The organism is Winogradskyella epiphytica (genome assembly GCF_003217215.1).
GTDB classification, from domain to species: domain Bacteria; phylum Bacteroidota; class Bacteroidia; order Flavobacteriales; family Flavobacteriaceae; genus Winogradskyella; species Winogradskyella epiphytica.
Map to the genome: position 1 here is coordinate 23,383 of NZ_QJTD01000006.1, position 13,300 is coordinate 36,682.

A 13,300-nucleotide genomic window follows, 5' to 3' on the forward strand; every position below is an offset into this window, starting at 1 on the left:
AACGGCTTACAACGGTTCCTTCAATGGCTTCAGTTTATGTATCAATGATTTCAGTTATTTGACCAACGTATTATTAATGACTCTAAGTTTAGATCAGATAACTCTTCCGTAGCTTTACAATAAACCATAGCCACCACTTCAGTGGGATTGTAATAATTCGGTGTGCATCAAATTCACTAAATATTTTGCCTTTATAATTAAAGAAAAAGATCCACCTAATCTGAGTAGGTCTGTGTTTAGATCTCTGACAAACACTAATTATTTACCGCAGAAATAAGACTAAAGTCATTTACCGCAAAATTAGGCGCAACTATTTTTTTTATGCTTTATATGAACTAGATTTTTCGAGAATTAGCTTCGCTGATTCTAAAGGGGAATGCTTTACAACAGTAAAAGTCAGAAATGCCCAAGCATTGCGACGGCCTTTTTTATGCTTTTCCACTTTAAAACGAGCTTTAGTGCAACGCATAAAAAAAGTCCAACATTCCCATGCTGGACTTTACTATTGTAGCGAGAACGAGAATTGAACTCGTGACCTCCGGGTTATGAATCCGACGCTCTAACCGACTGAGCTACCTCGCCATAATTATAATTTACACATGTTTCTAATTTATATCCGCAGAAACATATGCCTAATTGCGGCTGCAAATATAAAAACAAAATCAACACATCAAACAATAATTTCTAAAAAAAAATAATTTTAATTTATTGTTTTAAACTCAACTATAATTGTATATATTGAGCACATAATACTATTAAATATGGATGAGAAAGAAAAATTTGAAATGGAGTTTGTGATTCACGCATCACCTTCACTATTATACCAATATATAGCAACGCCTTCTGGCTTATCAGAATGGTTTGCAGATAACGTTAACTCGCGTGGAGAATTATTTACTTTTATTTGGGATGGATCTGAAGAACAAGCCAAAGTCTTAAGTAAAAAAAGTGGCGAACGCATTAAGTTTCGTTGGCTAGCAGACGAAGAAGATGGTGCTTCAAGTTATTTTGAAATCCGAATACAAGTAGACGAAATTACCAAAGACGTGTCTTTAATGATTACTGATTTTGCTGATGAAGATGAAATCGACGAAGGGAAAATGTTATGGGAGAACCAAATTTCTAGCTTAAAACAAGTTTTAGGGTCGGCATAAGGCCTAACTAATTATTCTATTATATATTTGTCTCGATTTAATCTAAAATAAATCGAGACTTTTTTTTTTATGGTAAATTATAACGGAACTATTCTCACTCTCGCAAAATCTCAACTTAGCATCCAAAATAGAGGTTATAAATACGGCGACGCGCTCTTTGAAACGCTTAAGGTAGTTAATGGAAAAATCTTCTTTTGGGAAGACCATTATTTTAGACTTATGTCTTCGATGCGTATTATGCGAATGGATATTCCAATGAGTTTCACTATGGAATTTCTAGAGGATGAAATCAATAAAACACTTTTTGCAAACGACTTATTGCAATCATCTGCAAGATTAAGAATTAATGTCGATAGAGGTGAAGGAGGCTTATACTTACCATCTGACAACGCTAAAATAGGGTATAACATCAGCGCAGAACCACTAGAAAATCCCTTTTATTCTATAGATACGAATGCAAGCTGTGTGGTCGACTTATATAAAGATTATTATATAGCACCCGGATTACTGTCAGGATTAAAGTCAAATAATAAGGCTATACAGATAATAGGAAGTATTTACGCTAAGGAAAATGATTTTGACAACTGTTTATTGCTGAATACAAATAAGAGTGTTGTAGAGGCTCTAAATGGCAATTTGTTCTTAGTGAAAGATGGACATATAAAAACACCACCATTAGAAGAAGGCTGTTTAAAAGGGGTTATGCGTAAACAAATATTAGCATTGCTGGCAGAAGATGTAAATATAACGGTAGAGGAAGCGCCTATTAGTCCTTTTGAACTTCAAAAAGCTGACGAATTATTTGTAACTAACGTGATTAAAGGCATTGTTCCAATCACCAAATACCGCAAAAAACACTACACTAGTGATTTCGCCCAAACCTTAATAAACAAACTAAACGCTAAACTGAGGTTACAATCCTAAATAAACAAGGTGTTAGCTTGTAGAACTTAGTTAATAGTTTTCAGCTGTCAGTTAGGGGTAAATAGTTGATTTGTAAAATTCGTCACTGAGATATTAGTGAGAATTAGTGAAATTAGTGTCTTTGCGAGTTGTTAGTCTTTAGTTCGTAGTTGTTAGTTGTCAGTTGTCAGTTGTGAGTTATCAGTTGTTAGTTGTGAGTAAATTAGTGGAATTCATCACTGATACATTCGTGAAGATTGGTGAAATTAGTGTCTATACAAGTTGTTAGTCTTTAGTTCGTAGTTGTCAGTTGTGAGTTATCAGTTGTTAATTATCAGTTGTTAGTTGAGAGTAAATTAGTGGAATTCATCACTGATACATTCGTGAAGATTAGTGAAATTAGTGTCTATACAAGTCGTAGTCTTTAGTTAGTAGTTGTTAGTTGTGAGTTATCAGTTGTTAGTTGAGAGTAAATTAGAGGAATTCATCGCTGATACATTCGTGAAGATTAGTGTCTATGCGAGTTGTTAATCTTTAGTTCGTAGTTGTTAGTTATTAGATGATATATATTAGAGAAATTCAGCACTGAGATATTCGTGAGAATTGGTGAAATTAGTGTCTTTAAAAAATATAATCTCAACATTAATCCACCCACTAATTATAACTAGGATTCTCCGGAGCATTAGACCAAATACAATAGTCACCACCAAGCTCAATCATCTTATCTCTCCAAAAAGAATGACAAGGCTTAGCAATAATTTCTTTATTGTGAATATTTTCTGAAACCAACCAAGCATTAGACTTAAGTTCGTGATCCAACTGCTGTTCATCCCAACCCGAATACCCTAAAAAGAAACGGATATCACTATTGGCAATCTTACCTTCATTGATTAAATCAATCACCACACTAAAATCTCCACCCCAAAAAATACCGTGAGATATCTCTACGCTATCTGGAATAAGTTCCGGTAGTTTATGAATGAAATAAAGATTGTCTTGCTCTACAGGTCCGCCATTATAAACGGTAAAGGTAGAATCGGTTCCTTCAATAAGATCTTTTAGGTTGTAATTTAATGGTTTGTTTAGTATAAACCCAACTGACCCTAATGCATTGTGATCGGCTAATAAAATCACTGCACGATTAAATGAAATATCGCCGATAATTGAGGGTTCGGCAATTAATAAATTACCTTTTTCTGGCTTGTTCATTATGTCTTCTCAGTTTTAAGATTATTAAATCTAGTTTTTTTTTGTTAAAAAAACAATATAATTCCATTAAACTTAGCCAAAAAAAAAACCTGCTCATAGAGCAGGCTTAGTATTTTAAACAAAAAAATGTCTTAGTTTATAGCGTTACTTAAGTCAGAACCTGCCTTAAACTTTACTACATTTTTAGCTTTGATCTTAATCGTCTTTCCAGTTTGTGGGTTTCTTCCGTCTCTTGCAGCTCTTCTAGAAACTGACCAAGAACCAAAACCTACTAGAGATACTCTGTTGCCTTTTTGTAAAGCTCCTTCGATATCAACTAATAATGAATCTAATGCTTTTTTAGCAGCTGCTTTTGTAATACCAGCATTCTCTGCCATTCCATTAATTAAATCTGTTTTGTTCATAAATATTTAATTTTAAATGTTAATTATTTTGGTTTTTAGATAATAGTTCTTAAAAATCCATACACAAAATTATTAGGATTATTAAGCTATACAAGTAATAGCAAGGGAAATACGAGAATTTGTTAATAACTTAGGGCATTTGTTAATAACCCTAGGGGATTTTAGCTGATATTTCGCAAATGCAATGCCTATAAGGGTTTAGAGCAGTTTTGCTGAATCACAAAATTGAAACCCATTTAAAAGAGATTTTACATCCATTTTACGCTTTCCTGGTAATTGAATTTCTAAGATGTTTATATAACCACCTTCACAGGCCACTTGTAAATCTGTTCTAGTGGTCGTGATGGTTCCTGGGGCTAAATTATGATCGGCCTCAACCTTTTCTACGCCGTAAATTTTAACGGATAACGGCTTGTCTTCTCCATTGTACAAATAGCACCAAGCGGTTGGAAAGGGGTTCAAGCCTCTAATCTTATTATATATAGTATCAATAGATAGCGACCAATCAATTTTACAATTGTCTCTATTCAGTTTGTAAGCCGTTTTTAAATCATCGGTTTGTGGTTGAACGAGAGTGCTTACAGAATCGTTTTCAATTTGTTCTACAGTCTTAATAACTAGTTCACTGCCAATAGTCATTAATTCATCATGTAATTCGCCAACCGTAGTTGTTGGTCTTATCGTGGTTTCTTTACTATCAATAATAGCACCTGTATCTATCTTTTCGTCAATAAAGAAAGTGGTCACTCCTGTTTTGGTTTCACCGTTAATAATAGCCCAGTGAATTGGTGCTGCACCGCGATATTGTGGCAATAATGACGCATGTAAATTGAAAGTACCGTACTCAGGCATTTGCCAAACCACTTTTGGGAGCATTCTAAAAGCTACAATGATTTGTAAATTGGCATTTAAAGCTTTTAACTCTTCAAGAAAGGCATCTGCTTTTAAGTTTGTAGGCTGTAAGACTTTTAAATCATGCTGCAATGCAAATTCCTTTACTGCCGATGATCTTAGTTTTTGTCCACGGCCTGCAGGTCGGTCTGGAGCAGTAATAACTCCAACCACTTTATAATTATGGTCAAGAAGTGCTTTTAAGGTGGCGACAGCAAAATCTGGTGTGCCCATAAAAACAATGCGTAAATCACGTTTCGTTGTCATACTGGTATATACGTATTAGCGTGTGTTAATGTTATTTGTTTTAGCTCGATAAGTTCTGATAGCTGTTGTATCAATTCTTGTTCCGAACATTGTATTTTCTGTAATAATTGTCTAGAGGATAAAGCCTCGGTCTCCAATAATTTTAAAATTTGAAGCTTAATAGTTTCGGTATTAATAGTGGTTCCTGCCGAAGCTTTAGCGATACAAACCGAACATTGTCCACAAGTGGCTGTCGATTTTTCGCCGAAATAATTCAGCAATTGCTGACTCCTACAAACAGAATCATTTTTAATATAGCGTAATACCGACTCAATCTGATTATGGGTAAGCATATGTTGTTGCTCTATAATCTTGGCAATCGGATTGATGGTAATATCATCTTCTCGTGGTTTTAAAAAGGTGATTTCAGAATCTGTATTGGCCATTTGCAGACTTATAACTTCATTCTTCTCAAGGCGTTGCAATTGAGCGATGACTTGAGCTTCAGAAAGTTTCGACTTTTGAACGACTAAATTTAGATTCACTTTAGTCTCATAATCAAAAATCCCACCATAGGTTCTTAGTAGAACTTTTACCAACAGGTTTAAATCTTTATGGGTTTCTAAATACTTAAATAAAACCGCATTGGTGGTGGTAAACTGGATCTTAGTTCTGAAGTTAAAATGCTGGGTTAAAGTTATAATCGCATTTCGGTCTAATAAGATGAGTGCATTATAAGTAATACTCGCACTTAGTTTATAATGCGTACAAAACGACTTAAAGTCCAATTGGTGCATCGTATTTTCACCTTCGCCATAAGAAATCTGAAAATAATTACACAATTTATTATACACCGTTTTTACAAATGTAACCGAAGGTAAGGTGTTTAAAAACTGACTCCTAAGTCGATCCTCGTCAATATGCTGTTTTAAAATAATGGCATGAGCTAATTTACCATCACGACCAGCTCTCCCGGCTTCTTGATAATAACTTTCTAAACTTTCAGGGAGATTATAATGAATTACGCTTCGTACATTAGCCTTGTCAATTCCCATTCCGAAGGCTGTAGTCGCTACCATAATCCGCTTCTGACCGTTAATCCATTGGGTCAAACGTTCTTGCTTTTCCTTATTGGTGATACCACCGTGATAGAAGGTAGATGAAAAATTTTTAGCTGTTAAATAATTATGAATATCAATGGTGGCTCTTCTATTGCGTACATAAACAATAGAAGATCCGGCATGTCTGTTTAAAAGATGTTCTAAATGAAATAACTTATCATCGGTATGCATCACACCATAAGCAATATTTGGTCGAGCAAATGAAGCTTTAAAGATGTTGGGGTTGATAAAATCGAGATTCTCAACAATATCATCAATCACATCGTGTTTTGCAGAGGCGGTTAAGGCAATGCAAGTTACATGTGGATGCATCTCTCGCAAGCTGCTAATGTTTTTATAAGCTGGTCGGAAATCATTACCCCATTGACTAATACAATGTGCTTCGTCTACAGCAATTAAATTTACACGCATTTGTTGTATGCGTTCTTTAACCAAGGTTTGTTGTAAACGTTCTGGTGATAAGTACAAAAATTTATAATTTCCGTAAATGCAATTGTCTAACTGAGTATCTAAATCTTTGTAAGACATGCCAGAAGTCAAGGCAATGGCTTTAATCCCTTTGGCTTTTAAGGTATTGACCTGATCCTTCATTAAAGCGATTAATGGGGAAATTACGATACAAATTCCATCTTGAATTAAAGCAGGAATCTGAAAGCAAACCGATTTTCCGCCTCCAGTTGGGAGTAAAGCAAAGGTATCCTCATGGTTTAAAACCGAAGTGATAATCTCTTCTTGAAGCGGTCTAAAGGAGGTGTGATTCCAATACCGCTCTAAAACTTCTATAGGATGCATTATTGCAAATTTAAGGACTCCAATATAAAATCGGCCCTATTTTCTACACTTCCAAAAGGAACATCTATAAGTTCATAACCATAGCGCTTATAAGTGGCTAGTAAATGTTTATGAATGTCTTTAGCTTCTTCAAAGTTCTCATATCGTTCACTATCACTAGTGAAAATCTCTTGCCATGGCGCTAAAATAAAGATGCGATCGTATTTGTGAATTTCGCAAGCTTCAACAAAATGTTCAGGATAGGTGTCACCAATAAAATCCATATAAGCCACAACATCAGGAATGCCGCGGTCTAAAAATACAATATCTTCAGTCTCCTTTTCCGCATCTTTATATTGTTGCGTTCGGCCTTCCAGCAGTTTCTGACTGAACAAAAGCGGATCGGTTAAAAAGAGTTGTTCAATGCCATCTTTTCTAGCTTGCAAAGTGATTTTTCGTGAAATTTCATCGTAGCACAAAAAACCACGTTTCTTTAATTCAGAAATAATAGTAGTTTTTCCAGTCCCTGGACCTCCTGCAATGACAACTTTTTTTGGATTCAAATTGGCTTTATTTTTGTTATAAATAATGGGATAAAAATAAGTGATAAAAATTAAAACTTAAAAATGTAAAGTTAAACGTATCTTTGCAACTGAAAAATTTCAATATGGATAGTTCAAAAAAAACAGACGAATTTTACGAAAAATTAAAGTCACAGCTCTATGATACAGCCACTTGGCCATCTGAATATTTGTACAAATTTATAGTGCTTTCTAATACCAAAGGAGTAAAAAGTATTGAGAATATTTTTGATAATTTAGGTGCTGTAATAACTACTAACGAATCTAAGAACGGCAAATATACTAGCGTTTCCGTGAATGTTAGAATGAAAACACCTGAATTAGTCATTGAAAAATATAAGGAAGTCGCTGAAAAAGTAGAGGGTGTAATTTCCTTATAAAATTTCTTTTAAGCTACTTATTTTTTCGTACTTTGCAACAAAACCTACAGACTACAGGTTTTTAAACTATATACTACACATTTTATAATTTTGATTGACGATTTAGAATACAACACAGAACGCGAGCATTTAATTATTCCGGAATACGGACGTCATCTACAAAAGATGATTAATTACGCTAAGACTCGCGAAACAAAAGAAGAACGAAATAAAATAGCCAAAGCTATAATTTCTGTAATGGGAAATCTACAGCCGCATTTAAGAGATGTGCCAGATTTTCAACATAAATTATGGGATCAGTTATTCATAATGGCCGATTTTGATATTGATGTAGATTCGCCTTATGGTGAGCCGTCAAAAGAAGAAATTCAAGCCAGACCAGAACCTCTAAAATATCCACAAAATCATCCGAAATATCGTTTTTATGGTAATAATATAAAAACAATGATCGATGTGGCTGTAAGTTGGGAAGATGGAGAGTTAAAAGATGCTTTGACGTATACGATTGCAAACCATATGAAAAAGTGCTTCCTAAATTGGAATAAAGACACGGTAGAAGATGATGTGATTTTCGATCATTTATACGAACTTTCAGATGGTAAAATCAACTTAAAGAATAGCGAAGAAGATCTTAGTGATGCCACTAGTTTGCTGAGAACAAAATCAAAGTACGGTTCTAAGACTAATTCTAACAAAAAGAGTTCTTCATCAAACAAGAAAAAATATTCGAGTAACAGAAAACGTTATTAAGACGAATGGGTACATTTAAAATTGAAGGTGGTCACCAATTAAAGGGGAAAATTCAACCACAAGGGGCAAAAAACGAAGCACTACAGATCTTATGTGCAGTACTTTTAACTGCTGAAGAAGTTAAGATAGACAACATTCCAGATATTATCGATGTCAATAAACTCATCGCTCTATTAGAGAAATTAGGGGTTAAGGTGAATCAATTAGGAAAGGGTTCTTATATATTCAAAGCAGATGAACTGAACTTGGCCTATTTAGAATCGGCTGAGTTTAAAGAGGACGGCAAAGGTCTAAGAGGATCAATAATGATTGTTGGACCTTTACTTGCACGCTTTGGTAAAGGGTATATTCCAAAACCAGGTGGTGATAAAATTGGCCGTCGTCGTTTAGATACACATTTTGAAGGTTTTATTAATCTCGGCGCTAAATTCCGCTATAATAAAGAGGAGTTGTTCTATGGAGTAGAGGCAGATAAGCTGAAAGGAACTTATATGCTTTTAGATGAAGCGTCGGTTACTGGAACGGCGAATATTGTTATGGCTGCAGTTTTAGCTGAAGGGACTACCACAATTTATAATGCCGCATGTGAACCTTATTTACAGCAACTTTGTAAGATGCTGAATAGAATGGGAGCAAAGATTTCAGGCGTGGGCTCTAACTTACTAACGATTGAAGGTGTTGATGAGTTAGGTGGAACGGAGCATAGAATGCTACCTGATATGATTGAAATAGGAAGCTGGATTGGTTTGGCCGCAATGACTAAAAGTGAATTGACCATCACCAATGTCAGTTGGGACGATTTAGGAGTGATTCCATCTGTATTCAGAAAAATAGGGATTACTGTAGAAAGAAGAGGCGATGATATTTATATCCCAGCTCATAAAGATGGCTACGAGGTACAAAACTATATCGATGGGTCTATCTTAACAATTGCAGATGCACCTTGGCCAGGATTTACGCCTGACTTGTTGAGTATTATCTTAGTGGTACTAACTCAAGCAAGAGGAGCAGCTATCGTACATCAGAAAATGTTTGAAAGCCGACTATTCTTCGTCGATAAGTTGATTGATATGGGTGCTAAGATTATTCTTTGTGATCCACATAGAGCAACAGTTATAGGTCACGATTTTAAATCGAAATTGAAGGCTACAACCATGACATCTCCAGATATTAGAGCAGGTGTATCTTTACTAATTGCAGCATTATCTGCAAAAGGAACTTCAACAATTCATAATATTGAACAGATTGATCGTGGCTACGAAAACATAGATGAGCGTTTAAGAGCCATTGGTGCTAAAATTGAACGTTTAGAAGGGAATTAAAAGGTCTACTTATTTCTTTATAAAGAAAAGCTTCAGGTAAACACTTGAAGCTTTTTCTATGGGAAGAATGAGCCCATTCAAAAAGCCCTGAGACTAATTCAGAGCTTTTCGAAATTGTTTGTTGAAATGGTTATTTTCGTTAAGACCTTCACAGTCTTATAGTTATATAACGTATAAAATTAACGTTTATTATGCGAAATAATTAAAATTTTTAAATTTTAATTATTGTAATGCGGATTTATAGGTTTTTAAGCAGCGTTCTCGTGCTTCTTTGTGATCGACCATCGGTTGTGGATAGGAGGATTCTTGATATTCTGGAACCCAAGTTTTTATGTAGTCATGATGTTTGTCAAACTTCTGAATCTGTGTGGTCGGATTAAATATTCTGAAATAAGGTGAAGCGTCAACACCAGTGCCAGCAACCCACTGCCAGTTTCCTACATTACTTGCCATTTCGTAATCGTGTAATTTTTCAGCAAAATAAGCCTCACCCCAACGCCAATCGATTAACAAATGCTTGCATAAAAAACTACCTACTAACATCCGAACACGGTTGTGCATAAATCCAGTTTGGTTGAGTTGACGCATCCCTGCATCTACTAAAGGATAACCAGTGTGACCATCACACCATTTTTGAAATTCGTCTTCGTTATTTCTCCAAACAATTCTATCATATTGAGGCTTAAAAGATTGGTTGGTGGTCTGTGGAAAATGCCATAAAATTTGAATAAAGAATTCACGCCAAATTAATTCTTGCCAAAAGATCTCATTAGCTTCTGAAATAGCCTTTTTAACAACCTTCCTGATACTTACAGTTCCAAAACGTAAATGAGGGCCTAGTCTAGAAGTCGAGTCAGCTGCGGGGAAATTTCGAGTGGCTTCATAATTCTGAATTAAACTCGAAGATACTTCATATGGAGAAATATTTTGATTTGATGGTTGAAATCCAATTGCCGATAAACTTAAATTGGGCAATTCTTTATCTTGAATAAGTCGGTCTAAGTGAGTCTCGCTTTTAAATGGGGTTAAATCATGGGCTTTAAAGGTTGATTTCCAGGTTTTCATATAGGGCGTGTACACCAAATAGGGGCTTCCATCTTTTTTTACGACCTCATCTTTTTCAAAAATCACATGATCCTTATAAGTATTAAACTCGATATTATGCCGATCGAATAGGGATTTAATCCTAGTATCACGTTGAGTGGCATAAGGTTCATAATCACGATTAGTAAAAACAGAATGTATGGTGTAGTCTGAAATGAGTTGCCTAAAAACAGCTTCTGGTGTACCATGATAAAACCCGATACTACTTCCATAGTCATCTTCTAAACTCTTCCTCAACTGTTGAAGCTGTTCGTGAATAAAAGTGACACGTGCATCGTCTTTCTGCAAATCGTTCAAGATTTCTGTGTCGAAAATAAAAATAGGTAATACAGGCAAGCCGGCTTTTAGAGCTTTATATAAAGCGTGATTGTCATCTAGCCGTAAATCTCTTCGGAACCAAAATATATTGATGTTTTTACTCATGCCGTGTTTTTAGTTTTAATCTATTCGTTTTTATAGAGATTTGTACGCGCCGTCAAATTGAAATAATTCAATTAGAGATTCGTAATATGCAATTAATAGGTTCCAAATAACTCTTCTAACTTTTTAGTTCGGTAATTGAAAATCTCCTCCAGTTTCGGTTTCACTAAAATGGGATGAACCAGCTGCCCTAATATTCCAAAAGGTAATTTATAATGAATGAGGTCTTCCATCTCAATTCCGCCGTCAATTTCTTTTATAAAATGTTTATGATGCCATAAGGCATAAGGCCCAAAACGTTGTTCGTCTACAAAATAATCTAAGTCTTTAATATGGGTAATTTCAGTAACCCATATGGTTTTAATTCCCAAAACAGGTGTGACGATATATTGAATAATCTGCCCTGGAAACATCGGTCTATCGGCACCAGATAAAATATGAAATCCCATATAGTCTGGTGTTATTATTTTCAAATTTTCTGGGTTAGACAAAAACTCCCAGGCTTGTTCTAAGCTTATAGGTAACTTTTGCTTTTTATGAAGGGTGTATAGGTTCATTTAATAATTTAAGATAGCTCATGGTTTTAATTATACAGGACAACATAAGCGTTTAGAGAGGTGGCAATGCACAGCCAAATTATATAGGGAACTAATAAGTATTTTAAACGACTTAGATTATCGTCACCAAAGCTGATAAAGAAATAAATAATGATAATGGTGAGTATAATAATATTAACCAAAGCTAAAGTGGTTAACTGCTGATTGAAGAATAGGTAATTCCATAAAACATTTAAGAGTACAGCGACGCTATAAGTTCCAATGACTACTTTGGAATTCCAAATTGTAAATAAATAACTTAAATAGATAGAGAAACAGACCATGATTAGTGTCCACGCCGCTCCAAAAACCCAGCCTGGGGGTGTCCATGGTGCCTTATTGAGAGAATCATACCAATCCCCTGAAACAGCATCACCCATAAACCAACTTGCTAAGGCTAATCCGCCAAAATTAATGATTAAGAATAGAAGAAATAAATAGAACTTTTTCAACAGTAATCGGTTTTGTGGTTTTAAAAAAGGAATCCACTACTATGGTAAGAAGCCTTAAGTAAAACCTAGGTTTCTTTAAAATGTTTGGTGATTCTAGAACTTGTTGGTTTGGTAATTGAATAATAATAGTCTAAAAACTCACCATTTTCGTCAATAAGGTATTTTTGAAAATTCCATTTAACCGTGGTGTTCTTTTTACCGTTAATTTTTTTTTGAGTGAGCCAAGCGTACAAAGGATGTTGATTAGGACCCTTAACATCAACTTTTTCAGTGATTAAAAATGACACACCATAATTGGCTTCACAAAACTCTTGGATCTCTTCAGGAGTACCAGGTTCTTGTTTTCCAAATTGATTACAAGGCAGGCCAATAACGACAAGTTGGTCCTTATAGCGGTCTTGCAATTCTTGCAAATCTCGATACTGAGGGGTGAAACCACAGCGAGATGCGACATTTACAAACAAGATATTTTTGCCCTTAAACTTGTGTAAGTCAATCGGAGTTCCTGCTAAACTGTTAATTTTTAAATCGTAAACAGGTGTTGTGGCTACTTCCATAACAAGTGGATTTAATATAGTAAAGATACCAATAAAAGCACTTAACTGAGGTGCTTTTTAGAGCTTATCTCAATTTGATACTTTAAAAAAGGTGATTTGGTTAAGGAGTTAGATGGATAAAATGAGGTTCTTGATGATATAAAAAAAGCAAAGTCAGGACTACATTGTAGTCTCGCCTTTGCTTTTTCCAATAAATAATAACCAGCTAAAATTATGCGGCTGTTAAAGGACGACCCTTTAAACGCTTTTCAATTTTTTGCTTAATAACCGTTAAACGCTTCATTAAATCCATGAGTTTAGCGTCTTTCTTTTTTTTATAAATTTCGTTAATAGCTAAGATTAGGTCTTTAGCCTCTCTTGCTGCTACGATTCTGTCACTTGTTGTTTTAAATGAAAACTTTCTGTTTTCAAATTCTATAGCTTTCTGTATTGTTTCCAT

15 protein-coding genes and 1 tRNA gene are annotated in these 13,300 nt (G+C 34.9%); 5 read left to right on the forward strand and 11 right to left on the reverse strand.

What is annotated here, in order from left to right; genetic code table 11:
• Nucleotides 1-508: 508 nt before the first annotated feature.
• Nucleotides 509-582 (reverse strand) — tRNA-Met (locus tag DFQ11_RS11830).
• 179 nt (nt 583-761) lie between these two features.
• On the opposite strand from DFQ11_RS11830, the gene DFQ11_RS11835 reads away from it, so the two are divergent.
• Together DFQ11_RS11835 and DFQ11_RS11840 are read left to right on the forward strand one after the other, a co-directional pair.
• Entirely contained in the window at nt 762-1,154 is a 393-nt protein-coding gene (locus DFQ11_RS11835; RefSeq protein ID WP_110476097.1) for an START-like domain-containing protein, read from the forward strand.
• A gap of 69 nt (nt 1,155-1,223) precedes the next feature.
• Nucleotides 1,224-2,078 carry an aminotransferase class IV gene (locus tag DFQ11_RS11840; RefSeq protein ID WP_110476098.1) on the forward strand — a complete coding sequence of 285 codons (855 nt, stop codon included), beginning with the start codon at nt 1,224-1,226 and terminating at the stop codon, nt 2,076-2,078.
• A gap of 633 nt (nt 2,079-2,711) precedes the next feature.
• On the opposite strand, the gene DFQ11_RS11845 is transcribed toward DFQ11_RS11840, so the two are convergent.
• The 5 genes from DFQ11_RS11845 to DFQ11_RS11865 form a co-directional block, all read right to left on the reverse strand.
• A complete protein-coding gene (locus DFQ11_RS11845) occupies nt 2,712-3,266 on the reverse strand; it encodes a YqgE/AlgH family protein (RefSeq protein ID WP_110476099.1) in 555 nt (184 codons plus the stop codon).
• Nucleotides 3,267-3,397: 131 nt separating this feature from the next.
• Nucleotides 3,398-3,670 carry an HU family DNA-binding protein gene (locus DFQ11_RS11850; RefSeq protein ID WP_110476100.1) on the reverse strand — a complete coding sequence of 91 codons (273 nt, stop codon included), beginning with the start codon at nt 3,668-3,670 and terminating at the stop codon, nt 3,398-3,400.
• 198 nt (nt 3,671-3,868) lie between these two features.
• Nucleotides 3,869-4,828, reverse strand: a complete 960-nt coding sequence (gene fmt, locus DFQ11_RS11855) for a methionyl-tRNA formyltransferase (protein ID WP_110476101.1) — start codon at nt 4,826-4,828, stop codon at nt 3,869-3,871.
• Nucleotides 4,825-6,720, reverse strand: a complete 1,896-nt coding sequence (locus DFQ11_RS11860) for a RecQ family ATP-dependent DNA helicase (protein WP_110476102.1) — start codon at nt 6,718-6,720, stop codon at nt 4,825-4,827. Before DFQ11_RS11860 ends, fmt begins: the two co-directional genes overlap by 4 nt.
• A complete protein-coding gene (locus DFQ11_RS11865) occupies nt 6,720-7,262 on the reverse strand; it encodes an AAA family ATPase (RefSeq protein WP_110476103.1) in 543 nt (180 codons plus the stop codon). The genes DFQ11_RS11860 and DFQ11_RS11865 overlap by 1 nt, the downstream gene beginning before the upstream one ends.
• A 104-nt stretch (nt 7,263-7,366) precedes the next feature.
• Here DFQ11_RS11865 and DFQ11_RS11870 point away from each other — a divergent pair, with 104 nt between their 5' ends.
• From DFQ11_RS11870 to murA, 3 genes are all read left to right on the forward strand, one after another.
• Nucleotides 7,367-7,660, forward strand: a complete 294-nt coding sequence (locus DFQ11_RS11870) for a DUF493 family protein (protein WP_110476104.1) — start codon at nt 7,367-7,369, stop codon at nt 7,658-7,660.
• Nucleotides 7,661-7,750: 90 nt separating this feature from the next.
• Entirely contained in the window at nt 7,751-8,410 is a 660-nt protein-coding gene (locus DFQ11_RS11875; RefSeq protein WP_110476105.1) for a DUF4290 domain-containing protein, read from the forward strand.
• A 5-nt stretch (nt 8,411-8,415) separates the two neighbouring features.
• On the forward strand, nt 8,416-9,732 hold the full coding sequence (murA, locus tag DFQ11_RS11880) for a UDP-N-acetylglucosamine 1-carboxyvinyltransferase (protein WP_110476106.1): 1,317 nt from the start codon (nt 8,416-8,418) through the stop codon (nt 9,730-9,732).
• A gap of 222 nt (nt 9,733-9,954) precedes the next feature.
• Here murA and DFQ11_RS11885 read toward each other — a convergent pair whose 3' ends face one another.
• The 5 genes from DFQ11_RS11885 to DFQ11_RS11905 all read right to left on the reverse strand — a co-directional run bounded on the left by DFQ11_RS11885 (nt 9,955) and on the right by DFQ11_RS11905 (nt 13,300).
• On the reverse strand, nt 9,955-11,259 hold the full coding sequence (locus DFQ11_RS11885) for a cryptochrome/photolyase family protein (RefSeq protein WP_110476107.1): 1,305 nt from the start codon (nt 11,257-11,259) through the stop codon (nt 9,955-9,957).
• Nucleotides 11,260-11,351: 92 nt separating this feature from the next.
• Nucleotides 11,352-11,813 (reverse strand): SRPBCC family protein, encoded by a 462-nt coding sequence (locus DFQ11_RS11890; RefSeq protein WP_110476108.1) that lies wholly within the window; start codon nt 11,811-11,813, stop codon nt 11,352-11,354.
• A 26-nt stretch (nt 11,814-11,839) separates the two neighbouring features.
• Nucleotides 11,840-12,304 carry a TspO/MBR family protein gene (locus tag DFQ11_RS11895; RefSeq protein WP_110476109.1) on the reverse strand — a complete coding sequence of 155 codons (465 nt, stop codon included), beginning with the start codon at nt 12,302-12,304 and terminating at the stop codon, nt 11,840-11,842.
• A 65-nt stretch (nt 12,305-12,369) separates the two neighbouring features.
• Nucleotides 12,370-12,861, reverse strand: a complete 492-nt coding sequence (locus tag DFQ11_RS11900; protein WP_110476110.1) for a glutathione peroxidase — start codon at nt 12,859-12,861, stop codon at nt 12,370-12,372.
• A gap of 211 nt (nt 12,862-13,072) precedes the next feature.
• Complete coding sequence (locus tag DFQ11_RS11905; protein WP_110476111.1) at nt 13,073-13,300, reverse strand: hypothetical protein; 228 nt, start codon at nt 13,298-13,300, stop codon at nt 13,073-13,075.